Annotated in this window: 22 protein-coding genes and 4 tRNA genes; 14 read left to right on the top strand and 12 right to left on the bottom strand. The window is 60.3% G+C overall.

What is annotated here, in order from left to right; translation table 11 throughout:
• The first annotated feature begins 4 nt into the window (after window positions 1–4).
• The 4 genes from HU739_RS24940 to thiO are packed head-to-tail and all read left to right on the top strand — an operon-like array spanning window position 5 to window position 5,131.
• Entirely contained in the window at window positions 5–481 is a 477-nt protein-coding gene (locus tag HU739_RS24940) for a pilus assembly PilX family protein (RefSeq protein ID WP_186546881.1), read from the top strand.
• Window positions 468–3,557 (top strand): pilus assembly protein, encoded by a 3,090-nt coding sequence (locus tag HU739_RS24935; protein ID WP_186546882.1) that lies wholly within the window; start codon window positions 468–470, stop codon window positions 3,555–3,557. Before HU739_RS24940 ends, HU739_RS24935 begins: the two co-directional genes overlap by 14 nt.
• A gap of 15 nt (window positions 3,558–3,572) precedes the next feature.
• The gene (locus HU739_RS24930; RefSeq protein WP_186546883.1) at window positions 3,573–3,974 is read left to right on the top strand and encodes a type IV pilin protein; all 402 of its coding nucleotides are present in this window, start codon (window positions 3,573–3,575) and stop codon (window positions 3,972–3,974) included.
• A gap of 56 nt (window positions 3,975–4,030) precedes the next feature.
• Window positions 4,031–5,131 (top strand): glycine oxidase ThiO, encoded by a 1,101-nt coding sequence (gene thiO / locus HU739_RS24925; RefSeq protein ID WP_186546884.1) that lies wholly within the window; start codon window positions 4,031–4,033, stop codon window positions 5,129–5,131.
• Window positions 5,132–5,226: 95 nt separating this feature from the next.
• Here thiO and HU739_RS24920 read toward each other — a convergent pair whose 3' ends face one another.
• The 4 genes from HU739_RS24920 to HU739_RS24905 form a co-directional block, all read right to left on the bottom strand.
• Entirely contained in the window at window positions 5,227–6,573 is a 1,347-nt protein-coding gene (locus tag HU739_RS24920; protein ID WP_186546885.1) for a sigma-54-dependent transcriptional regulator, read from the bottom strand.
• Window positions 6,570–8,159 (bottom strand): sensor histidine kinase, encoded by a 1,590-nt coding sequence (locus tag HU739_RS24915; RefSeq protein ID WP_186546886.1) that lies wholly within the window; start codon window positions 8,157–8,159, stop codon window positions 6,570–6,572. Before HU739_RS24915 ends, HU739_RS24920 begins: the two co-directional genes overlap by 4 nt.
• The gene (locus HU739_RS24910) at window positions 8,149–8,391 is read right to left on the bottom strand and encodes a PP0621 family protein (RefSeq protein ID WP_186546887.1); all 243 of its coding nucleotides are present in this window, start codon (window positions 8,389–8,391) and stop codon (window positions 8,149–8,151) included. Before HU739_RS24910 ends, HU739_RS24915 begins: the two co-directional genes overlap by 11 nt.
• A 127-nt stretch (window positions 8,392–8,518) precedes the next feature.
• Window positions 8,519–9,535, bottom strand: a complete 1,017-nt coding sequence (locus tag HU739_RS24905; RefSeq protein WP_186532466.1) for an outer membrane protein assembly factor BamD — start codon at window positions 9,533–9,535, stop codon at window positions 8,519–8,521.
• A 151-nt stretch (window positions 9,536–9,686) separates the two neighbouring features.
• Here HU739_RS24905 and rluD point away from each other — a divergent pair, with 151 nt between their 5' ends.
• From rluD to HU739_RS24865, 8 genes are all read left to right on the top strand, one after another.
• Window positions 9,687–10,649, top strand: a complete 963-nt coding sequence (gene rluD, locus HU739_RS24900) for a 23S rRNA pseudouridine(1911/1915/1917) synthase RluD (RefSeq protein WP_186546888.1) — start codon at window positions 9,687–9,689, stop codon at window positions 10,647–10,649.
• Window positions 10,646–11,368, top strand: a complete 723-nt coding sequence (gene pgeF / locus HU739_RS24895) for a peptidoglycan editing factor PgeF (RefSeq protein WP_186546889.1) — start codon at window positions 10,646–10,648, stop codon at window positions 11,366–11,368. The genes rluD and pgeF overlap by 4 nt, the downstream gene beginning before the upstream one ends.
• A gap of 130 nt (window positions 11,369–11,498) precedes the next feature.
• Window positions 11,499–14,063: an ATP-dependent chaperone ClpB gene (gene clpB / locus HU739_RS24890; RefSeq protein ID WP_016773142.1), complete on the top strand. Its 2,565-nt coding sequence runs from the start codon at window positions 11,499–11,501 to the stop codon at window positions 14,061–14,063.
• 297 nt (window positions 14,064–14,360) lie between these two features.
• Window positions 14,361–14,436: transfer RNA gene (locus tag HU739_RS24885), tRNA-Asn, on the top strand.
• Window positions 14,437–14,445: 9 nt separating this feature from the next.
• Window positions 14,446–14,522: transfer RNA gene (locus HU739_RS24880), tRNA-Pro, on the top strand.
• 5 nt (window positions 14,523–14,527) lie between these two features.
• Window positions 14,528–14,603: transfer RNA gene (locus HU739_RS24875), tRNA-Lys, on the top strand.
• Window positions 14,604–14,700: 97 nt separating this feature from the next.
• A tRNA-Pro gene (locus HU739_RS24870) sits at window positions 14,701–14,777 on the top strand.
• A 161-nt stretch (window positions 14,778–14,938) separates the two neighbouring features.
• Window positions 14,939–16,564, top strand: coding sequence for a methyl-accepting chemotaxis protein (locus HU739_RS24865; RefSeq protein WP_186546890.1), 1,626 nt, complete (start codon window positions 14,939–14,941; stop codon window positions 16,562–16,564).
• A gap of 153 nt (window positions 16,565–16,717) precedes the next feature.
• Here HU739_RS24865 and HU739_RS24860 read toward each other — a convergent pair whose 3' ends face one another.
• The 4 genes from HU739_RS24860 to HU739_RS24845 all read right to left on the bottom strand — a co-directional run bounded on the left by HU739_RS24860 (window position 16,718) and on the right by HU739_RS24845 (window position 19,455).
• Window positions 16,718–18,016 (bottom strand): NAD(P)/FAD-dependent oxidoreductase, encoded by a 1,299-nt coding sequence (locus tag HU739_RS24860; protein ID WP_186546891.1) that lies wholly within the window; start codon window positions 18,014–18,016, stop codon window positions 16,718–16,720.
• 63 nt (window positions 18,017–18,079) lie between these two features.
• A complete protein-coding gene (locus tag HU739_RS24855) occupies window positions 18,080–18,253 on the bottom strand; it encodes a DUF3094 domain-containing protein (RefSeq protein WP_007909875.1) in 174 nt (57 codons plus the stop codon).
• A 51-nt stretch (window positions 18,254–18,304) separates the two neighbouring features.
• A complete protein-coding gene (locus HU739_RS24850; RefSeq protein WP_186546892.1) occupies window positions 18,305–18,832 on the bottom strand; it encodes an MOSC domain-containing protein in 528 nt (175 codons plus the stop codon).
• Window positions 18,829–19,455: a DUF1780 domain-containing protein gene (locus tag HU739_RS24845; protein ID WP_007909887.1), complete on the bottom strand. Its 627-nt coding sequence runs from the start codon at window positions 19,453–19,455 to the stop codon at window positions 18,829–18,831. The genes HU739_RS24850 and HU739_RS24845 overlap by 4 nt, the downstream gene beginning before the upstream one ends.
• A 203-nt stretch (window positions 19,456–19,658) precedes the next feature.
• On the opposite strand from HU739_RS24845, the gene HU739_RS24840 reads away from it, so the two are divergent.
• On the top strand, window positions 19,659–20,348 hold the full coding sequence (locus tag HU739_RS24840; RefSeq protein ID WP_186546893.1) for an energy-coupling factor ABC transporter permease: 690 nt from the start codon (window positions 19,659–19,661) through the stop codon (window positions 20,346–20,348).
• 65 nt (window positions 20,349–20,413) lie between these two features.
• A complete protein-coding gene (locus HU739_RS24835; protein ID WP_186546894.1) occupies window positions 20,414–20,629 on the top strand; it encodes a hypothetical protein in 216 nt (71 codons plus the stop codon).
• A 6-nt stretch (window positions 20,630–20,635) separates the two neighbouring features.
• On the opposite strand, the gene yacG is transcribed toward HU739_RS24835, so the two are convergent.
• The 4 genes from yacG to HU739_RS24815 are packed head-to-tail and all read right to left on the bottom strand — an operon-like array spanning window position 20,636 to window position 23,544.
• Entirely contained in the window at window positions 20,636–20,836 is a 201-nt protein-coding gene (yacG, locus tag HU739_RS24830; protein ID WP_186546895.1) for a DNA gyrase inhibitor YacG, read from the bottom strand.
• Window positions 20,833–21,456, bottom strand: a complete 624-nt coding sequence (gene coaE, locus HU739_RS24825; protein ID WP_186546896.1) for a dephospho-CoA kinase — start codon at window positions 21,454–21,456, stop codon at window positions 20,833–20,835. The genes yacG and coaE overlap by 4 nt, the downstream gene beginning before the upstream one ends.
• Complete coding sequence (locus HU739_RS24820; RefSeq protein WP_186546897.1) at window positions 21,453–22,325, bottom strand: prepilin peptidase; 873 nt, start codon at window positions 22,323–22,325, stop codon at window positions 21,453–21,455. The genes coaE and HU739_RS24820 overlap by 4 nt, the downstream gene beginning before the upstream one ends.
• Before the next feature lies 1 nt (window position 22,326).
• Window positions 22,327–23,544: a type II secretion system F family protein gene (locus HU739_RS24815; protein ID WP_186546898.1), complete on the bottom strand. Its 1,218-nt coding sequence runs from the start codon at window positions 23,542–23,544 to the stop codon at window positions 22,327–22,329.

Genomic DNA, 23,544 nt, shown 5'->3' with positions numbered 1-23,544 from the left:
GGCGATGAGGATTTCCTTGCACCAGCGGCGAACCCAGCGGGGCATGGTCTTGTTGGTCAGTCTGGTGTTTTTGCTGTTGCTGACCTTGATCGGACTGTCATCGATGCAAAGCGCCAACCTGCAGGAAAAAATGGCCGGCAGCGTGAGCCTGCGCAATCAATCGTTCCAGTCCGCCGAAGCGGCGTTGCGTGTCGGTGAGAGCGCAGTGCAACTGGACAGCTACGCATTGCCAGTGTGCAGTGGCACTCAGTGTTTGCCGCCGGCCGAGTCATCGGTGATCAGTGCGGCGGGGTTCAATTCGGCGTCCGGCGTAACCTGGATCGCCGCCGGTAATGGCTTTTACGGGGTGCAGAACATCGGCACGACCGTCACCGCGGTGAACGTGCCCAGTAATACCTCGGCCACCCTGTATCGAGTGACCGCGGTCGGGATTGTCGGCACTTCGCGCAGTGTGGTGGAGAGTGTCTATGCGAAGTATTGAGCGCTACAGAGCGCTGCTGTTCGGCATGCTGGCGAGCCTTTATCTGGCGGCGCCGGCCTGGGCGTTCACGCCGTCCGAATCGCCTCTGTTGAGCGCCGCGGCGGTGGCGCCGAACGTGATGCTGCTGATCGATGATTCCGGCAGCATGAACAGCATTATCTACGACACGGATTTCAATCCTGCCATCAATCGCACGCCGGCCCGGGAATGCAATGCCTTCCTCGGACTGTGCTCTGCGCTGAATGCGCCGCAGATTACCGGCGACACCGTATTCTTATCGAGCCTGCCGAACTCCGGCTGCTCGGGGGGCGCCTATGCGTTCTACAACAACAGCCCGGTGCCGTTGTGCCTGAAACTGCCAGACCCGGTAGGCAACGAGAACACCCGTTATTCCGCCGATTACATTGCCTGGATCGTCAGCCAGGCCATCGGCACCGGAACCCGTGACTTCACCACCGGTGCAATTCCCAACGATTACCGCATGAACGTCGCGCGCAACGTTTCCACCGCACTGGTCAGCAGCAACCGTACCTTGCGCATCGGCTTGTCGACGTTCAATCCCGCCAACAGCACTAACCCTGGCAATGGCGGTTTCATTGCCCGCTCAATCAGCGATTTGTCGCCCGTTTCCGGAAGCGTCACCCAGGCGCAGGCTGACACCAACTACAACGCACTGATTTCATCGATCAACGGCTTGAATGCCGTGGCCAATACGCCGCTGGCCGAGACCTATTACGAAGTCAGCCGCTACATGCGCGGCATGGCGCCTTATTACAACGGTACACCGGGCACGTACACCAGCCCGATTCAGTACCGCTGCCAGAAAAACTACGGCGTGGTGGTTACCGACGGCTTGCCGACCTACGATCGCACCTTCCCGGGCAATGACCCGCTGGGTGGCAATCGCTTGCCGAACTGGGACGGCCTCAGTAATGACGGCGATAACCTCAGCGGCGATGGTGAAAACGACACGCTGTATCTGGACGACATTGCCAAATTCGCTTTCGACATTGATATGCGTTCGACCGGTACCGATGCGGCCGGCAAAAGCTGGAACGCGGTGGACTTCCCCAGGCAGAACATGAACACCTACACCGTGGGTTTCGCGGCGGATAACGACATGTTGTCCGACGCTGCCAGCTATGGGCAGGGCAGGTACTACCAGGCCACCGACAGCACCGGGCTCAATGCGGCGTTATCGTCGGCATTGAGCGATATCACTTCCAAGGCCGGTTCCGGTGGCGCCGGCGTCGCCAGCAGCAGCAACCTGACCAGTGGCAGCAGTTTTTATCAGACCACCTACGATCCCAAGGATTGGCGCGGCACGATCAGGTCGTTCGGCTTCACCTCGACCGGCACGGTGAACACTTCAACGGCGCAGTGGACGACCGACACCACCATCGTGCCCTCCGCTACGGCGCCGACTTTCCAGTCATGGAACACCCTGAGCAATGCGCCGGTAACCCTGGCATTCGGCAACTTTTCCCCGGCCCAGCAGACCACACTGAATCAGGGCCTGCCTACCGGAATCAACGGCAATGATCTGGTGGAGTGGAGCAAGGGGACCAACAAGGCCGGGCTCAAAGTACGCAGCGTGCTGCTCGGCGACATCATCAATTCGCCTCTGGTGCTCGCGTCGCCTTCGGACAAGACCGCATCCGATCTGACGGGTGACAGCAGTTACACCAGCTACCTGAGCACCAAGGCTTCGAACATGAACACCAGTCTGGTGGTGAACGCCAACGACGGTTTCGTCAACGTGATCAATTCGGCGAACGGCACGCGCCGTTACGCTTATATGCCCTCCAGTGTGCTGCCTTCCTTGCGCCTGATCGCGGACACCAACTACGTCAACGGGGTCAGCCACAAGTTTCTGGTGGACGGTCAGGTCGGCGTGTTCGATGCGCAGGCCGGCACCACCTGGAAAACCCTGGCCATTGGCGGAACGGGGGCCGGTGGCAAAACCTTCTATGGCCTGCAACTGTTCGATGCTTCGGCGGGCAATGTCATCAGGGCATTGTGGGAAGTGAGTGCTCCGGTCACCACCAACACGGCGAACGCTTTCAATGATCTCGGTTACGCCTACGCCCGTCCGGAAGTGGCACGCTTGGCCAATGGTCGCTGGGCAACTTTCATCGCCAATGGTTACGGCAGCAATTCGGGTGTTGCAGCGTTGTATGTACTGGATGCGCTGGATGGTTCGCTGATCAGGAAAATCGTTATCGACAGCACGGAGACCGGCAATGGTCTGTCGTCCGTGGAGCTCAGGGTCAACTCTTCGAATGTGGTCCAGGCGGCGTACGGTGGAGATCTGAAAGGACGCATGTGGAAATTCGATTTGAGCGCGACGGCTCCGGAAAGCTGGGGCGTGGCGTTTGCCGGCAAACCTCTGTTCACCGCGCCGGGCGGGGCAACGCAGCCGATCACTGCGCAACCGCTGCTGGCGGATAACCCACAGGGCGGCAAACAGGTGTTCTTTGGCACCGGCAAGTTCAACGAGACTGCCGACAAGAGCAACAAGGATCTGCAGGCGTTCTATTCAATCTGGGATGCAGAGGGTGGGGCCGGACAAATCGCCGTCAGCAATTTGCAGGCACAGGCGATTACCGGTTCGTTCTCCGGCAGTTCCGGGCAATTCCTGACCACCAGCCAGAATGAAACGACGTATCCGGCAGAAAAAGGCTGGTATTTGCCGCTGGTGTACAACAACGTGCTGACCGGCGAGCGCGTGATCAACCAGGCCAGCATTGTGTTGGGGCGCATTGTTTTTACCACTGCCAGCGTCGATACCACTGACCCTTGTTCGAGCTTTGGTACCGGCAGACTGGTCGAACTCGATGCGTTCAACGGTAAGATGCTCAACTACGCCGTGATCGACACCACTGGCGACCGTTTGGTCGACAGTAATGACATGATATCCAGTGGCGTGATTTTTACCGGCGGCATTCCGACCCTTAACGTCATTTCCGCTAATGCCCAGACTAAGGAAGTGACCGACACCAGTGGCGTCATCACCACCGTTGTGGAAAAAGGTGGCGGCGGCAGCCGTCGTATCATGTGGCGACAAATCCAGTAAGCGAGAGTTTGAAGCATGCGCAGATCCAGCCGAGGTTTTACCCTGATCGAGATCATGATCGTCGTCGCGATTATCGGGATCATCCTCACCATCAGCATTCCCAGCTACAACGAATACGTGAAAAAGGGCCGTCGCGCCGAAGTGGTCTCGCTGCTTTCGGAGCAGGCGCAAACCCTCGAACGCTTCTACACCCGCAACAATGTTTACACCGGCGTCACCGGGCTGAGCACGGGCAATGATTTCTACACCATCACCCCAACGCTGACCGACCAGACCTTTGTGCTGACCGCGATACGTAAAGCCGGCTCGGCCATGGCCAGCGACAAGTGCGGGGATTTCACCCTGACCAACACCGGCGTGCGAAGCATGAACAACGCGAGCACCGGAGTGACCACCAAGGATTGCTGGGGCCGCTGACGCATTTTTTTCGGGCGCCTTTTGCGCCCGCTGTCTTTTTTACGGTTGGATCAAACATGACCAGGCAACAGCAAGTGGTGATTGTCGGCGGCGGGGTGATCGGCCTGCTGACCGCCTACAATCTCGCCTCCGAAGTGCGCAGCGTGGTGCTGCTGGATCGCTCGAACGTCGGTCGGGAATCGTCGTGGGCCGGCGGCGGCATCGTTTCGCCGTTGTACCCGTGGCGCTACAGCCCGGCAGTTACCGCACTGGCACACTGGTCGCAGGATTTTTATCCACAGTTGGGCGAACGCCTGTTTGCCGATACCGGCGTTGATCCTGAAGTGCACACCACTGGCCTGTACTGGCTGGATCTGGATGACGAAGCCGAAGCGCTTGCCTGGGCCGAACGGGAACAGCGCCCGCTGCGGGCGGTGGACATCTCGGCGGCGCACGATGCGGTGCCGGTGCTGGGTGCTGGATTCTCCCGGGCGATCTACATGGCCGATGTTGCCAACGTGCGTAATCCGCGTCTGGTGAAATCGTTGAAAGCGGCGCTGCTGGCACTGCCCAACGTGACGATTCACGAGCAGTGTGAGGTCAGCGGGTTCGTTCGCGAGCACGAGCGGATTGTCGGCGTGGAAACATCCAGCGGCATCATCACAGGTGATCAGATTGTGCTGACGGCCGGAGCGTGGAGCGGCGATTTGCTCAAGACGCTGGACTTGACGCTGCCGGTCGAGCCGGTCAAGGGCCAGATGATTCTCTATAAGTGCGCAGCGGACTTCTTGCCGAGCATGGTTCTGGCCAAGGGCCGTTATGCGATCCCCCGTCGCGACGGGCATATTCTGATCGGCAGCACGCTGGAACACGAAGGCTACGACAAGACGCCAACCGACGTGGCGCTGGCAAGCCTCAAGGCTTCGGCAATCGAGTTGTTGCCGGCGCTGGCGCAGGCCGAGGTCGTCGGGCATTGGGCCGGCTTGCGACCGGGGTCGCCGGAAGGCATCCCGTATATTGGCCGGGTGCCGGGGTTCGATAGCTTGTGGCTGAACTGCGGGCATTACCGCAACGGCCTGGTGCTGGCGCCGGCGTCGTGCCAGCTGTTTGCCGATGTGATGCTGGGGCGGGCGCCGATTATCGACCCGGCGCCTTATGCGCCTGAGGGCCGCATATAGTCAGGTAATCGGGCAGGCCGCCTTCGCGAGCAGGCTCGCTCCCACAGGGATTGTGCATTCCAATGTGGGAGCGAGCCTGCTCGCGAAGGGGCCCTTCAATCCAGGCCCAATTTCTTCAGCCGATAGCGCATCGACCTGAACGAAAGACTCAAGCGCTGCGCCGCGGCCGTGCGGTTCCAGCGTGTCTCCTCCAATGCCTGCAGGATCAGCTTGCGTTCGACGTTTTCCAGATAATCTTCCAGGTTGTCGATCTGCGTAAGGTCGGCAATCGCACCCTCCGCCGCGCAATTGCCTTCGCTCAGCCGCAAGTCCTGAGATTCGATGATACGGTTCTCGCACAGGGTATGCGCCCGTTCAAGTACGTTCTCCAGTTCCCGCACGTTCCCGGGGAAGCGGTAATTCTTCAGGCTTTCCAGCGCCTGCGGATGCAGGCTCGCGACAGGCTGGCCGGTGTCCCTGGCCAATCGCTTGAGGACATGCGCGGCCAGCACTTCAATGTCATCGCGGCGCTCGCGCAGAGAGGGTACGCGCAGTTCGATCACGTTCAATCGGTAATAAAGGTCCTGGCGAAACCGTTCGGCGCTGACCTGCGCATCAAGGTCCTTGTGCGTCGCGCTGAGGATGCGCACATCGACCACGGTTTCCTGCTGGCCGCCGATGCTGCGCACGGCCTTTTCCTGAATCGCCCGCAGCAGTTTGACCTGCATCGATAACGGCAGATCCGCCACTTCATCGAGAAACAGCGTGCCGCCATGGGCGGCCTGGAACAGCCCCGGTTTGTCCTCCACTGCACCGGTAAAACTGCCTTTGCGGTGGCCGAAAAACTCGCTTTCCATCAACTCCGAGGGAATCGCCCCGCAATTGACCGGGACAAAGGGCTGCTGGGCGCGCGGGCCCTGCTCATGAATCAGGCGTGCGACCAGTTCCTTGCCGCTGCCCGATTCACCGCTGATGTACACCGGCGCCTGGCTGCGGGCGAGTTTGTCGATCTGCTTGCGCAGGTTGCGCATGGGCAACGAGTCGCCGAGCAGGCGTCGGTCGATCGGGCTGCTCGCGCCGCCCGCCACCGGCATGCGCAGGGCCGTGGCGACCAGTTCGCGCAGGCGCGTGAGGTCGACCGGCTTGGTCAGAAAGTCGAAGGCCCCGGCCTTCAGCGCGTTGATCGCAGTCTCCAGACTGCCATAGGCGGTGATCATCGCCACCGGGAGCTGTGGATAACGTTGCTGGATGTGCTGCACCAAGTCCAGCCCCGTGCCGTCGGGCAGGCGCATGTCGGTCAGGCACAGATCGAAACGCTCACGCTGCAGCAGCGCCTGGGCCTCACCCAGGTTGCGCGCACTGAGGGTATCGAGTTTCATCCGTCCCAGTGTGATTTCCAGGAGTTCGCGGATATCCGGTTCGTCGTCGACGATAAGAATTTTTTGCCGTGGGCTCGTAGTCAACTTTGTTTCCGTCCGTGAGCAAAGGTGATGCGAAAGCAGCCGCCGTCTTGGCGTGACTGAAAGTCTAGGCGCGCCTGGTTGCTTTCGCACAGCTCACGGGACAGATAAAGCCCAAGGCCGGTGCCCTGGCTACTGGTAGTAAAGAACGGTTCGAACAGATGCGCCTGTTCGGCGAGCGGCACGCCGGGGCCGTTGTCCCGCACTTGCAGCACCGCCAACTGGCTGTCCGGGTCGATGAACAGGGTCATCCAGACCTCGGCCTGATCATGCAGCAAGGCACTGTGACGCCAGCCGTTGCGTAACAGATTGTCGAGAATCTGAGTGAGCTGGTCGGGGTCCATCAGGGTATTGAAGTCGCCGGAATCGATCCGCAAATGAATCTGCTGAAGTTCGGTCGCGTGTTCGCGGCTTTCGGCGACGAACTGTTCCAGCCATGGCTTGAGGTCCAGCCGTTGCGGTTCACTTTGCTGGCGGCGGGACAGTTGCAGGACGTTTTCGATGACTCGGTTCATGCGCTGGGAGTGGTCTTGAATGATCTGCGTCAGACGCCGATCGGCGCTGTCGAGTTCCTCGGACTCGGCCAAGAGCTGTGCGGCATGGCTGATTGCGCCCAGCGGGTTGCGGATTTCGTGGGATATCCCGGCGGTCAGTCGTCCAAGCGCGGCCAGCTTCAACTGCTGGGCCTGTTGGGCGATCTGTGCCAGGTCTTCGAGAAACACCAGAATCTGCTGGTTCGGGCGCTGATCGAGGGCGATGAAGCTCGGCTGCAGTTCGAGGCCGTTACCGGCCACCTTCAGGCTTTGCGGGCGCAGCGTCGGGTTATTCCTCCACAGCTGCAGGCGATCGACCAGGGCCGGCGCGCAGTCGTCGATCAACTGCCCCTGAAGGTGCGTATGCGCGAGCAAGGTCTGGGCGCTGTGGTTGGCCAGTTGTATGCGGCGTGCCTCGTCGAGCACAAGAATGCCGGTGCGCATGCGTTGCAGGATCAGCGCATTGAGGGCTTCCAGACCAATCACTTCGCTGGCACGTTGCTCGGCCAGTGTTTCGCTGACCTCAACGCGGCGGATCAGACCCTGTACCAATAGTGATGCCGCGAAACATAACGCACCGAGGGTGCCTGCTTGCAGGTACTCGTTGGCGCTCAACGGGTGGCTGAAACTCAGCAGGAAACTCAAACCGACAATGCCCAGGGCAGCAATGGCCGCGATCAGCAAGCCAATGCGCCGGCGCAGCAAGGTATTGCTGATCGCCACCGAGACGATCAACAAATTGCCCAGCGCACTGGCCACACCGCCTGCTGCATAGAACAGACCACCGAGCAGCAGGACGTCGACCAGCGCGAGGCTGAGCAATTGAGCCGGACGCCGGGTGTTCTCCAGAAACACCACCAGCAGGATATTGAGCACCAGGTACAACCAGCTGCCGCCGCGCAACAGTTCGTCGTTGGCAGACGTCAGCAGACGGTTGTCCATGTCGCTGGAGATCAGCAGCACCAGCGTAATGCCGATGCTCAGGCGGTAAAGATGATAAAGACGCAGCAGGCGCTGCGCCTGTTTACTGTCGGCGGGGGCGGCCTCAGCGATCACTGGCGCCTGGGCCTTGCTCGAGATGAGCCTGGCTGCAATACCACTGTGGTTGATTGCCCAGCGCGCGGTCGCGCGGCAGATGCACGCCGCAATGGGCGCAACGCACCATCGGCGCGGCGTCTTGTTCGCGCGAGGCGCGCCCGGATGGCGAAGCGGAGGCGGGCGCCTTGAATTTACGCCACAGCCAGATGGCGGCGAAGATCAGGGCAATCCAGAACAATAAACGAAGCATGATGGGCGGCTTTTCGACTGATAATCCGCCAGTTTAGCCAAGGACCCGATCAGCGCACAGCCTATTAAAGCGCGGCAATAAAAAAGGGAGATCCGCAGATCTCCCTTTTTTCGTACAGCCGGTGTGGTCAGTCGAACACGCCGAAGGTCATGTAGCTGAACCACGAGCGGTCGGTATCGGTGGATTCCGGCTCCGGCTCTTCGATCACGTCGCCGTTCTCGTCTTTAGGCTTGAGCTCGTTCGGGATCGCATCTTTCGCGTCCTGGAACTGCTTCTGCACGTCCTGGTTGGCGCGGGTTTCGCCCGGCGGCAGCGGTGGACGCGATTCGATCAGGCCCAGGGTCGCCTTGCTCAGGAACGAACGGTTGTCGGCTTCGGCAACACGCGGCACGAACTGGCCGTCCTGCAGGCTCGGGTGATCCGGGTAGTTGAGCTTCAGGGTTTCCAGGCTGGTGGCGGCCAGGTCGTCCAGATGCAGGCGCTGGTAGGCTTCGGTCATCACCGCCAGGCCGTCGCCGACCGATGGGGTTTCCTGGAAGTTTTCCACCACGTAGCGGCCGCGGTTGGCGGCGGCGACGTAGGCCTGACGGGTCAGGTAGTAATCGGCCACGTGGATTTCGTAGGCCGCCAGCAGGTTGCGCAGGTAGATCATGCGCTGCTTGGCGTCCGGCGCGTAGCGGCTGTTCGGGTAGCGGCTGGTCAGCTGGGCGAACTCGTTGTACGAGTCGCGGGCGGCGCCCGGGTCACGCTTGGTCATGTCCAGCGGCAGGAAGCGCGCCAGCAGGCCGACGTCCTGGTCGAACGAAGTCAGACCCTTGAGGTAGTACGCGTAATCCACGTTCGGATGCTGCGGATGCAAACGAATGAAACGCTCGGCGGCGGACTTTGCAGCCTCCGGCTCGGCGTTCTTGTAGTTGGCGTAGATCAACTCCAGCTGGGCCTGATCGGCGTAGCGACCGAACGGATAACGCGACTCCAGAGCCTTCAGCTTGGCTGTGGCGCTGGTGTAGCTGTTGTTGTCCAGATCAGTCTGAGCCTGCTGATACAGCTCGGCTTCGCTGAGGTTTTCGTCTACGACTTCCTTCGATGAGCAAGCAGCGGTCAATGCGAGGATGGCGATCAGCAGCAGGTGTTTCACTTGCATGGCGGCTTGCGTCCCTATGACGGCCGCTGTCTTGGGCGGGGCCGTCCTGTTATGATGAGCGCCCCGTTGAAAAGCCTCGGGGCAAAAGACGCCGTATTTAACCACAAGCGCGCAGCCGAAACCAAAGGCTGTGCCGACGCCCAGTCCGAGCATGTCCGATAAAATTGAACTTAGCGCAGAGGTGCCGTCCGAATTGGGCGGCCAACGCCTCGATCAAGTCGCCGCCCAACTCTTCGCTGAGCACTCACGCTCGCGCCTTTCCGCCTGGATCAAAGAAGGTCGCCTGACTGTGGACGGGGCGGTCATCCGCCCGCGCGACATCGTGCATGGCGGTGCCATCCTTGAGCTGACTGCCGAGCAGGAGGCCCAGGGCGAGTGGATCGCCCAGGACATCGAACTCGACATCGTCTATGAAGATGACGACATTCTGGTGATCAACAAGCCTGCGGGCCTGGTGGTGCACCCGGCTGCCGGTCACGCCGATGGCACCTTGCTCAACGCCTTGCTGCACCACGTGCCGGACATCATCAATGTCCCGCGCGCCGGTATCGTGCATCGTCTGGACAAGGACACCACCGGTCTGATGGTGGTGGCCAAGACCATTCAGGCGCAGACCAAACTGGTCGCTCAGTTGCAGAGCCGCAGCGTCAGCCGCATCTATGAGTGCATCGTGATTGGCGTGGTCACTGCCGGTGGCAAGATCAACGCGCCGATCGGTCGTCACGGCCAGCAGCGCCAGCGCATGGCGGTGATGGAGGGTGGCAAGCCTGCCGTCAGCCACTACCGCGTGCTGGAGCGCTTCCGTTCCCACACTCACGTGCGGGTCAAACTGGAAACCGGTCGCACCCACCAGATTCGCGTGCACATGGCGCACATCAACTTTCCGTTGGTCGGCGATCCGGCGTACGGCGGGCGTTTCCGCATTCCGCCGGCGGCGAACCCGACCATGGTCGAATCGCTCAAGCATTTCCCGCGTCAGGCCCTGCACGCGCGCTTCCTGGAACTCGATCACCCGACGAGCGGTGAGCGCATGAGCTGGGAATCACCGCTGCCGGAAGACTTCGTCTGGCTGCTGACCCTGCTCAAGCAGGATCGCGAGGCGTTCGTCGGATGAACTGGCTGACGCCGGACTGGCCTGCGCCGGCCAGCGTCAAAGCCTGTGTCACCACCCGTGAGGGCGGTGTCAGCGAGGCGCCGTTCGACAGCCTCAATCTGGGCGATCACGTCGATGATCGTCCGGAGGCGGTGGCCGAAAACCGTCGGCGCTTGACCGATCACTTCTCTATAAAGCCTGCCTGGTTGCAGCAAGTGCACGGGATTACCGTCGCGCATGCTGATCCGGGCATTGTTGCGACTGCTGATGCCAGTTGGACGGCAACCCCCGGTATTGCCTGCGCGGCGATGACGGCGGACTGCCTGCCGGCGTTGTTCTGTGATCGTGCGGGTACTCGCGTCGCTGCGGCCCATGCCGGTTGGCGTGGCTTGGCGGCGGGGGTGCTTGAAGCCACCCTCGATAGCCTCGATGTTGCGCCTGAAGACATTCTCGTCTGGCTCGGCCCGGCCATCGGCCCGCAGGCCTTTGAAGTTGGCGCGGAAGTGCGCGAAGTCTTCGTCAGTCAGTTGCCTGAAGCAGCCGAAGCCTTTGTACCGAGCAGCAATGCCGGCAAGTTCATGGCCGACATTTATCAGTTGGCGCGCCTGCGTCTGGCTGAGCGTGGTGTCACTGCTGTTTATGGTGGCGGTTTCTGCACCGTGACTGATCCGCGCTTCTTCTCGTATCGCCGTGCTTCGCGCACCGGTCGCTTTGCCTCCCTGATCTGGCTCACCCGCTAGACTGTCTGATCTGCATCAACCCTGCGACGCTTGAATCTTGCAGAATCGACCGCATCTATAGCGGTATCTGGCAGGTTTCTTTATTCAGGATGGTTTCTTAGGTCCGGCCTGCTCAAAAGGAAGGTGACCCATGCGTATTGACCGTTTAACCAGCAAATTACAGTTGGCCTTGTCCGACGCCCAGTCGTTGGCGGTTGGCCACGATCATCCGGCCATCGAGCCGGCGCACTTGATGCAAGCCATGCTTGAACAGCAGGGCGGTTCGATCAAGCCGCTGCTCATGCAAGTCGGCTTCGACGTCAACAGCTTGCGCAAAGAGCTGACCAAAGAGCTCGATCAATTACCGAAAATCCAGAACCCGACTGGCGACGTGAACATGTCGCAGGACCTGGCGCGCCTGCTCAATCAGGCTGACCGTCTGGCCCAGCAGAAAGGTGATCAGTTCATCTCCAGCGAACTGGTGCTGCTCGCCGCGATGGATGAGAACAGCAAGTTGGGCAAGTTGCTGCTCGGCCAGGGCGTGAGCAAGAAAGCCCTGGAAAACGCGATCAACAACCTGCGTGGCGGCGAAGCGGTGAATGACGCCAACCACGAAGAGTCGCGTCAGGCACTGGATAAATACACCGTCGACCTGACCAAGCGCGCCGAAGACGGCAAGCTTGATCCGGTGATCGGCCGTGACGACGAAATTCGTCGGACCATTCAGGTTTTGCAGCGCCGTACAAAAAACAACCCGGTGCTGATCGGTGAGCCGGGCGTGGGTAAAACCGCAATCGCCGAAGGTCTGGCCCAGCGCATCATCAACGGCGAAGTGCCGGACGGCCTCAAGGGCAAGCGCCTGCTCTCGCTGGACATGGGCGCGCTGATTGCCGGCGCCAAGTATCGCGGTGAATTCGAAGAGCGCCTCAAAGGCTTGCTCAACGAGCTGTCGAAGCAGGAAGGGCAGATCATTCTGTTCATCGACGAACTGCACACCATGGTCGGCGCCGGTAAAGGCGAAGGCTCGATGGACGCCGGTAACATGCTCAAGCCAGCCTTGGCTCGCGGTGAGCTGCACTGCGTTGGCGCGACCACGCTCAATGAGTATCGCCAATATATAGAGAAGGACGCGGCGCTCGAACGGCGTTTCCAGAAAGTTTTGGTGGACGAGCCGAGCGAAGAAGACACCATCGCGATTTTGCGCGGCCTCAAAGAACGTTACGAGGTTCACCATAAGGTGGCGATCACTGACGGCGCGATTATCGCCGCGGCCAAGCTCAGCCATCGCTATATCACTGACCGGCAGTTGCCGGACAAGGCGATCGATCTGATCGACGAGGCGGCGAGCCGCATTCGTATGGAGATCGACTCCAAGCCGGAAGTGCTCGACCGTCTGGAGCGGCGCCTGATTCAGTTGAAGGTGGAATCCCAGGCACTGAAGAAAGAAAGCGACGACGCGGCGAAGAAACGCCTGGAAAAACTCCAGGAAGAAATCGAGCGTCACGAGCGTGAATATTCCGATCTGGAGGAAATCTGGAACTCGGAAAAAGCCGAGGTACAGGGTTCTGCGCAGATTCAGCAGAAGATCGAACAGTCGCGCCAGGAACTGGAAGCCGCGCGCCGCAAAGGCGATCTGAACCGCATGGCCGAGTTGCAGTACGGGGTGATCCCGGACCTGGAGCGCAGTCTGCAAATGGTCGACCAGCACGGCAAGAGCGAAAACCAGTTGCTGCGCAGCAAGGTGACCGAAGAAGAGATCGCCGAAGTCGTGTCGAAATGGACCGGTATCCCGGTGTCGAAAATGCTCGAAGGCGAGCGCGACAAGCTGATGAAGATGGAGAGCCTGTTGCACAAACGGGTGATCGGTCAGGAAGAAGCAGTCGTCGCTGTGGCCAACGCCGTGCGGCGTTCCCGCGCCGGGTTGTCCGACCCGAATCGTCCGAGCGGTTCGTTCATGTTCCTCGGCCCGACCGGTGTCGGTAAAACCGAGCTGTGCAAGGCGCTGGCCGAGTTCCTCTTCGATACCGAAGAGGCGATGGTACGGATCGACATGTCCGAGTTCATGGAGAAACATTCCGTGGCTCGCCTGATCGGTGCGCCACCAGGCTACGTCGGCTACGAAGAGGGCGGCTATCTGACCGAAGCGGTGCGTCGCAAGCCGTACTCGGTGATCCTGATGGATGAGGTCGAGAAGGCGCACCCGGATGTGTTCAACATCCTCCTGCAAGTGCTTGAGGATGGCCGTCTGACCGACAGCCATGGTCGTACGGTGGACTTCCGCAATACGGTGATCGTCATGACGTCGAACCTGGGTTCCATGCAGATCCAGGAACTGGTCGGTGATCGTGAGGCGCAGCGTGCCGCAGTGATGGACGCGTTGACGTCGCATTTCCGTCCGGAGTTCATCAACCGGGTCGACGAAGTGGTGATTTTCGAGCCGCTGGCACGGGATCAGATCGCTGGCATCACCGAGATCCAGTTGGGCCGTCTGCGCAGTCGTCTGGCCGAGCGCGAGCTGAAGCTGGAGCTGAGTCCGGAGGCAATGGATAAGCTGATCGCCGTCGGTTACGACCCGGTGTATGGCGCACGGCCGTTGAAACGGGCGATCCAGCGCTGGATCGAAAACCCGCTGGCGCAGTTGATCCTGTCGGGTCATTTCATGCCCGGCGACACGGCCACTGGCAAGGTAGAGAACGACGAAATCGTTTTCGGCTAAGCCTCGGCGGCAATGAAACAGGGAAGGCCTCGCATTGCGAGGCCTTTTTTTCGCCAGGCTGTTGAACTCAAAGGAAAAGGCTTGTAAAGTGCGCCCCGCAGTCAGTCACCAACAGCGTTTCAGCTCACTGGGCTGGAATCTGAAATAAGTTGCAAATCATTAACTTGAAAGCAATTTAGGGGGTTGACAGAGGTGTTCCAGGTTGTAGAATAGCGCGCCTCAGACACACGAACGCAGCGATGCGAACGGGTGGCGAGATGTAACAAAGCTTCACCGTTGTAAATTGAAATATGCAGTTCCGTGATAGCTCAGTCGGTAGAGCAAATGACTGTTAATCATTGGGTCCCAGGTTCGAGTCCTGGTCACGGAGCCAATTTCAAATCGGGGTATAGCGCAGTCCGGTAGCGCGCCTGCTTTGGGAGCAGGATGTCAGGAGTTCGAATCCCCTTACCCCGACCATTTTTGGGTCGTTAGCTCAGTTGGTAGAGCAGTTGGCTTTTAACCAATTGGTCGTAGGTTCGAATCCCACACGACCCACCATTTTTGAAACCAGTTAACGCTGGGATCGAATCTTAAGATCAGAGGCCAAAAGCGCTGATCGAAGAAGGCGATCTTTGAAAGGTCGCCTTTTTTTTACCGGGGTATAGCGCAGTCCGGTAGCGCGCCTGCTTTGGGAGCAGGATGTCAGGAGTTCGAATCCCCTTACCCCGACCATATTAAAAATCCTCGTATCGAAAGATACGGGGATTTTTTTTGCCCGTCGAAAGCCGAATCCCTTCAAGTCGTCATACAACCTGCCGATAGCCCGCTAACACGAGGGGACTGCCAACGCTTCGCCCCTGAATCTGGCCAATACAAGAATAAGGGCGTTCGTCATGTTGCTTCGTCGGTTGAATATTGCTCCCCGGGCTGCCCTGGGCTTTGCCCTGATTGCGGTGTTGGTGGCCATGCTTGGGGTGTTTGCGCTGGGGCAGATGTCGAGCATTCGCGACAGTGAGGTGGCGGTGGAGAACCGCTGGTTGCCGAGCATTCGCGGTGGTGACGAGATCCGCGAGCTGATGCTGCGTATCCGCACCATTTCCCTGCGCATGGCGCTGGATCAGGATCCTGCAAACATCACCACCTATCGTGGCCAGATGGACACCCGGGACAAAGAGCTGAGCGAGAAAATCGCCGCCTACGACAAACTCGTCGATACCCCGGAGGGCCAGCAACTGTACGATCAGTTCAAGACAACCTTCGCCGCTTATCGCACCGGCATCGCCCAGTCGTTCACCCTCGCCGAGCAAGGCAAGCGGGACGAGCTGACCAGATTGCTGCTGGTCGATATGAAAACGGTGGTCGACGGTTCCGGCAAGCAACTCAACGATCTGGCTGACTTGTTTGCCCGGCAAGTGGCTGCCGAGAGCGAGAAGTCCGCCGCGCATTATCAAACCTCGCGCACCATCGTCAGCCTGTTCATTGCTTTGGCAGCGCTGGCCACGGTGGCCCTGGCGATGTTGCTGACGCGCAGTATCGTGCGCCCCCTGAGCAGCGCCGTGGAGGCTGCCGAAAGCGTGGCCAAGGGCGATCTGACCCGCCCCATCGAGGCTCATGGCAACGATGAAGTGAGCCGTTTGCTCAAAGCACTGGCGACCATGCAGCAGAACCTGCGCGAAACCCTGCAGAGCATCAGTGGCTCGGCCACGCAACTGGCCACGGCCGCTGACGAGCTGAGCGCGGTCACGGTCGACAGCACGCAAGGCCTGCAACAGCAGAACAATGAAATCGAACAGGCTGCCACGGCCGTCAACGAGATGACCGCTGCGGTGGAGGAGGTGGCGCGCAACGCCGTATCGACGTCCGATGCCACGCGTCAATCCAGTCAGTCGGCGCAGTTGGGCCAGGAACGCGTCAGCGAAACCGCCAATGCGATCAATGCGCTGGCCAGCGATGTGCAGCACACCGGTGAGTTGGTGCAGTCGCTGGCGAATCAGTCACAGGACATCGGCAAAGTGCTCGATGTGATTCGCGCCATCGCCGAACAGACCAACTTGCTGGCGCTCAACGCCGCCATCGAAGCGGCGCGCGCGGGTGAAAGCGGACGAGGTTTTGCGGTGGTGGCCGACGAGGTGCGCGCGCTGGCCTATCGCACCCAGCAATCGACACAAGAGATCGAACAGATGGTGCAGGGCATGCGCAGCGGGTCGAGCCTGGCGCTGGATTCCATGCAGGCCAGCGCATCCCGTGCGGCGAGCACGCTGGTATTGGCTGAGCGGGCGGGCGAGGCGTTGGTGACGATCACGGCTTCGGTGCACGAGATTCACGAGCGCAACCTGGTCATCGCCAGCGCCGCTGAAGAGCAGGCGCAAGTGGCTCGCGAAGTGGATCGCAATCTTGTGAACATTCGCGATCTGTCGGTGCGCTCCGCTGCCGGGGCCGATCAGACCAGTGCGTCAAGCCATGAGCTGTCGAAACTGGCCAATGCCCTGCAGGGCATGGTGCGACGCTTCCAGCTGTAATCAATGGAAAATAAAAAGCCCCGCGCGATGCGGGGCTTGGAATGAAGATCAGAGGTGGGAGCGAGCCTGCTCCCGAAGGAGTCAGGTCAGTCAACAAGAGTGTTGACTGACACACCGCTTTCGCGAGCAAGCCCGCTCCCACAGGTTTTGGCTTTAGTGCAGCTTCAGACGCGGCTCGGTGCCACGGCCGATCTTGCTGCCCAGCATCAGCATCGCCGTGCGGAACGGCCCGTACAGTGCCATCTGGTGCATACGGTACAGCGACACGTAAAACATCCGCGCCAGCCAGCCTTCGAGCATCACGCTGCCGGTCAGGTTGCCCATCAAGTTACCCACAGCGGAAAAACGCGACAACGAAATCAGCGAGCCGTAATCGGTGTACTTGTACTCCGGCAGGGTCTTGCCTTCGATGCGCAGTTTCAGCGACTTCGCCAGCAATGACGCCTGTTGGTGCGCCGCCTGAGCACGTGGCGGTACGTTACGATCGGTACCCGGTTGCGGGCAGGCCGCGCAGTCACCAAAGGCAAAAATGTTTTCGTCGCGGGTGGTCTGCAGGGTCGGCAGCACTTGCAGCTGATTGATTCGGTTGGTTTCCAGACCGTCGATGTCCTTGAGAAACCCCGGGGCACGAATACCGGCGGCCCAGACTTTCAGGCTGGCCTTGATCTCGTTGCCGTCGGCGGTGATCAGGCTGTCGGCGGTGACTTCGCTGACCGAGGCGTTGGTCATGACATTGACCCCGAGCTTCTCCAGGGTTTTGTGCACCGGTCCGCTGATGCGTTCCGGCAGCGCCGGCAGCACCCGTGGGCCGGCTTCGATCAGCGTAATGTGCATGTTTTCCGGTTTGATCCGGTCCAGACCGTAAGCCGCCAGTTCATGGGCGGCGTTGTGCAGCTCTGCGGCCAGCTCGACGCCCGTGGCGCCAGCGCCGACGATGGCCACGCTGATCTGCTCGACCACATCGGTTTGCCCGGCGTGGGCGCGCAAATAGTGATTGAGCAGTTGCTGGTGAAAGCGCTCGGCCTGTTTACGGGTATCGAGGAACAGGCAATGCTGCGCTGCACCCTGAGTGCCGAAATCGTTGGTGGTGCTGCCGACGCTGATCACCAGCGAGTCATACGGCACTTCGCGCGCGGGCACCAGTTCGACGCCGTTTTCGTCATAAGTGGCAGCGAGTTGAATTTTCTTCTGCGCGCGGTCGAGACCGCTCATGCGCCCCAGCTGGAACTCGAAGTGGTTCCATTTCGCCTGGGCAACATAGTTGAGTTCATCTTCCGAGGAGTTGAGGGAGCCGGCGGCCACTTCGTGCAGCAGCGGTTTCCAGATGTGTGTCAGGTTGGCGTCGACCAGCATCACGCTGGCTGTGCCGCGTTTGCCCAGGGTCTTACCCAGACGGGTAGCCAACTCCAGACCGCCGGCGCCGCCGCCGACAATGACAATACGATGGGACATAGGGATAACTCGCAAGGTTTTTAAAGGAAATCTGTGCAGTTGCCCGAGCGAGTGCGAAGCGACTCATAGCGTCAGGTAACTGATAAATCGGCTCAACAGGCCCAGACCAATGGTCACTGCCAGTACCAGCACCAGGAGCATCCACGGCCGGAATGGCCGGCGCTCGACACGGTGTTGGGACAGTTGCAGGTATTCTTCGACATGCTTTTGGTCTTCGGGGTTCAGGCGGCTGGTCATATTTGCCTCGTCAGGTAGACGTTGCTGAATGGGCAGAAGCTACAGCGGTTTTTAGCCGGGGTTGAACGCAGCATAGCCGCTGTCCGGGACCGGTTCGACGCGCACGTCGTCGTCGAGGCGAATGATGCCGCTCTGTAGCACTCGTGCAGTGATTCCGCCGTGCCCGCGTACGGCTTGGAAAGTGCCGGGGCCGAGGTTGTTCTGCAAGCGTGCGCAGGGCTGACACCAGCCTGTGGTTTCGAGTATCGCCTGACCGATGCGAAAGCGCCGCCCCTTTAGGCTAAACAAATTGATTCCGCTTATAACGAGGTTGCGCCGCAGATCTTCAGGTCTGATCGGTTGATCGTCGGGACGGCCCATCAATGCACGGATCACCGCCAGGTGCTCCCACTGGATCAGCGTCACTTGTCGCGCGTTGCGAATGCCGGGGCGGGCGTGGTCTCCGGTCAGTCCGGCTTCCAGGCGCGCCTCCACTGCATCGAGTTCAAGCATCGGCCCACGTGATTGGGGGCGCACGCCGATCCAGCGCACCCGGCCGGCTTGCGGCACCTCGGCGATCAGTTGCTGCAGCGGCGTCACAGGCTGATGCCTACGTCGAAGACGATGCTGCGACCGAGGTTGCTGCGCAAAAAGTCCGGGGCATCAGGGTGAGCGAACAGCACACGGGCAAACGTCGGGCCGACCAGCGACAGCGAGCGCCAGCCCTGACGCAGGTATTCGGTCGGCGGCGGGAAATGACTGTTGAGGTCCAGCACTTCGCGCTTGAGGCTGGCGAAGGCGATGATGTCCAGTTCGCCCAGGTCCATGCCGCGCTCCTTGTAGTTATGGGCTTTCTTGCGCAACGTCGGCGCCAGGCGCAAAAGAAATTCATTGGCCGGGATGCGCTTGGGCTTGGCTTCGCGGCGCACCAGTTGGCTGAGGGAGAACGCGCTGCGCCGACGCTGCAATTCGTCGCGCCATTCATCATTGAGGCGGCGGCCTTCATCGAGGACGAAAAATACTTCGAAATTGGCATCGCGAAACAGTACGTCCGGCGGCTCACCGGCCGGCGCGAATTCATCGGCGCGGTAGGGGATATTCAAGCCTTGCAGCAGGCGCTGGCAGACCCAACGCTCACGCTCCCATTTGCGGGCATTGGACAGGAACGCGTTGGCTTGCTCGGCCGCGATGGTCAGCAGGCGTAAATAATCTGAGTCATCCATAGGCCCAAGCTTAGCGTCCAAATGCGACAAGCAGAAAGCTTTGCATCGGCCCAGATATAAACGTCTTGCGATTGCGCACTTGTAGGAGCTGCCGAAGGCTGCGATCTTTCGCTTTTATAAAACAAGATTAAAAGATCGTCCGATCGCTGCCCGAGCCTTCGGCAGCTCCTACAAAGGATGTGTCGAATAGCAGGTGAAGGGTCATGATTGGAGCTGAACTGCTGTCCTCGACAAGCCTGACGTTCGGCTGGCTGATTTATCTGCCGGTGCTGCTGTGGGCGATCACGCGCGCGCCATGGGTCGAGCTGTTCAGCGACAGTCGCCGGCAGCACTTGCTGTTCGGCACGGTATTCGCGCTGTTTCTGCTGTGGCTGGTGCGCAGGGATTTCGATACCGGGGTGTCCTATCACTTCATTGGCATGACGGCGGTAACCTTGCTGCTCGATTGGCCGCTGGCGATTGTCGGCGGGCTGGTTGCGCAGATGGGGCTGGTGCTATTGGGGCGTCAGGACCTTGTAGCCCTCGGCGTCAACGGCACATTACTGATTCTGTTGCCCGTGCTGGTCACCGAGTGTGTGGCCATTCTGGTCGAGCGTGCGCAGCCACGAAACCCGTTCGTTTACATCTTTTGTTCCGGGTTCTTCGCAGCCGCTTTGTCTGGCCTGTTGTGCCTGGTCCTGAGCCTGACGCTGCTGTGGTACGACGGCCTGTTCGCCATGCCGGAATGGCTGGAGGATTTCGTCGGTTATCTGTGGCTGCTGTTGTTTCCCGAGGCCTTCATCAACGGCATGATCGTCAGTGCGCTGGTGGTGTTTTCCCCGGAATGGCTGGAGACCTTCAACCGCACGCGTTACCTCTCGGCGCCGTGGAAGGACGACGAGCCGAAGTCTTGATCCACATCAAACCGGCCACGCCGGAGAGATTTCATGCTCGCGCAAATCCCTTCAGGAGTAGTGGCATGGGCGTTTACGAATGGGCGCGGCAGGAAACCCGGCAGAATCTGGACATGGCGCTGGAAGTGGGCTTCGACCCGGGCCTGAGTTTGCGCGCCTTGCTCAGCGCGGTGGTGCAGCAGAGCAAGGCTGTGCGCAACGCCGAAGACCTCGCCGACGAGTTGCGTTTTCTGGCGGAAAACCTCGACGATGGTCAGGACTATAGCTTCATGCGGCCCTGATCGGGGTCAGTGACGCGGGTCGAAATCGCCCGAGAACAGTTCGTCTTCAGCATCCGGTGCAACCGGAATCTTGTGTTCTTCCGACGCCCAGGCGCCGAGGTCGATCAGTTTGCAGCGATGGGAGCAGAACGGACGGAATTCGCTTTTCGGGGTGAATTCGACGGGTGCGCCGCAGGTTGGGCATTCAACGGTTGGAATGTGGCTCATGCTTGGCCTCCGGATAAAGTCAGGTAAAAGTGATGCAGCCGTTCGACCTCGCTGTGCAGCCAGGCGAGGTCGCGGTCGTTGACGATCACATCGTCGGCACGGCTCACGCGGTCTTCGCGGCTCGATTGCGCCTTGAGGATCGCCTGGACCTGCTCGGCGCTGGTCTGGTCACGCTGCAAGGTGCGTTCGATCTGCAGTTGTTGCGCAGCGTCGATGACCAGGATGCGCTGGGTCATCGCGTATTGGCCGGATTCTATCAACAACGGCGACACCAGAATCGCGTAGGGCGATTGTGCCAGCGCCAGATGATGGGCGATTTCCTCGCCGATCAATGGATGCAGCAAGGCTTCGAGCCAGCGACGCTCCTCGGGCACTTCAAAGATCAGTTTGCGCAGGGCGGCGCGGTCCAGCGTACCGTCGGCCTGCAACACGCCGGAACCGAAGTGTTCGGCAATTTTCGCCAGCGCCGGGCGGCCGGGTTCGACCACCCAGCGCGCCGCATGATCGGCATCCACCACATGCACGCCGAGGTCGATGAAGTGTTGGGCTGCCGCGCTTTTGCCGCTGCCGATGCCGCCGGTCAGGCCGAGGATCCAGGGTTTTTCCACAGGGGTATTCATTTCAAACCGACAAACTGCCAATAGAAGTCGGTCATTTGACCACCCCAGAGCAAGGCAATCCAGCCGGCAATTGCCAGGTAGGGGCCGAAAGGGATCGGCGTCGAGGTCTGCGCTTTGCGCAGACGCAGCACAATCACGCCGAGCAACGCGCCCACCAGCGAGGACAGCAGAATCGTCAGCGGCAGTATCTGCCAGCCGCCCCAGGCGCCGAGCAGCGCCAGCAGCTTGAAATCGCCATGGCCGATGCCGTCCTTGCCGGTGATCAGCTTGAACAGCCAGAACACCGACCACAGCGCCATATATCCGGCCACCGCGCCCCACAGCGCATCGTGTAACGGCACAAATAACCCGAAACTGTTAACGATCAGCCCCAGCCATAACAGCGGCAGCACCAGCACATCAGGCAACAGTTGATGTTCGCTGTCGATCAGGCTCATCGCCAGCAACCCCCACGTCAGCACGATCAGCGCGCAGGCCGGCCAACCAAAACCCAGGTGCCACGCAATGAAGGCTGACAGCAGGCCGCAGGCCAGTTCGGTCAGCGGATAGCGTTTACCGATCGGTGCAGCGCAGGCCGAACAGCGCCCGCGCAAGCACAGGTAACTGAGCAGCGGAATGTTTTCCCCGGCGCGGATTCGGTGTGCACAGTGCGGGCATTGGGAGTGAGGAAGCAGCAGGTTGTAGGTCGGCAACGCTTGATCCGCGGGCAAGCCGAGCACCTCATGGGCCTGCTCGCGCCAATCGCGCTCAAGCATTTTCGGCAGGCGCCAGACCAGTACATTGAGGAAGCTGCCGACCACCAGCCCCAGCAGCAACGCGGTGCAGACAAAGGCCAGCGGATACAGGGCGAAGAGTTCGTCGAGAGGCATGTCAGACCGCTGAGCCGAGTTGGAAAATCGGCAGGTACATGGCCACCACCAGCCCGCCGACGATCACTCCCAGCACCACCATGATGAACGGCTCCATCAGGCTGGTGAGGTTGTCGACCATGTTATCCACTTCCTCTTCGTAAAACCCCGCGACTTTGTCGAGCATGTCATCGAGGGCGCCGGACTCTTCGCCGATGGCGGTCATCTGCACCGCCATGTTGGGAAACACGCCCGTGCTGCGCATCGAGAAATTCAACTGCATGCCGGTGGAGACATCCTGGCGCACGCGCAGCACGGCGCGTTTGAACACCACGTTGCCGGTGGCACCGGCCACCGAATCGAGCGCCTCCACCAGCGGTACGCCGGCGGCAAAGGTGGTCGACAGAGTGCGGGCAAAACGGGCGACGGCGGATTTATACATCAGCGTGCCCACCAGCGGCAGTTTCAGCAGTAAGGTGTCGCGGCGATCGCGCAAGGCCTGGGATTTTTTCAAGGCATGGCGCAGGCCGAAAATGGCCGCCACCAACACCAGCAGCATCGCCCACCACCATTGCTGCATGAATTCCGAAAGGCTGATCACCATCAGGGTGAAGCCCGGCAGTTCGGCGCCGAAACCAGAGAACACCGACTCGAATTGCGGCACGACCTTCACCAGTAGAATCCCGGTGACCACCGCCGCCACCAGCAACACGGCTGTCGGATAGGTCATGGCCTTCTTGATCTTCGCTTTGAGCGCTTCGCTCTTCTCCTTATACGTTGCGACGCGTTCCAACAGGGTGTCGAGGGCGCCGGACTGCTCGCCGGCGTCGACCAGGTTGCAATACAGCTCGTCGAAGTACTGCGGCTTTTTGCGCAGCGCGGTGGCAAAGCTGTTGCCCGCCGCGACTTCCTGCTTCACCTCGTCCACCAGTTTGCGCATCGCCGGGTTTTCGAAGCCCTCGCCGATGATGTCGAACGATTGCAGCAGCGGAACACCGGCCTTCATCATTGTCGCCATTTGCCGGGTAAACAGGGCAATGTCGCGAACCTTGATGCGCTGACCGAAGCTGAGCAAGGACGCCGACTTCTTGCGCACCTTGCCGGGGGAGATCCCCTGTTTGCGCAACTGCGCTTTGATCAATGCCGGGGTTTGCCCGCTCAGTTCACCTGAGACTTTGCTGCCTTTGCGATCCGTACCTTCCCAGGCGTAGACGCTGATTTTCGCTGCCTTGGCCGCCAT

This window comes from Pseudomonas hamedanensis, from assembly GCF_014268595.2.
Classification (GTDB): domain Bacteria; phylum Pseudomonadota; class Gammaproteobacteria; order Pseudomonadales; family Pseudomonadaceae; genus Aquipseudomonas; species Aquipseudomonas hamedanensis.
The sequence above is the reverse complement of the archived record's forward strand: the minus strand, read 5'-3'. Positions and strand labels throughout refer to the sequence as shown.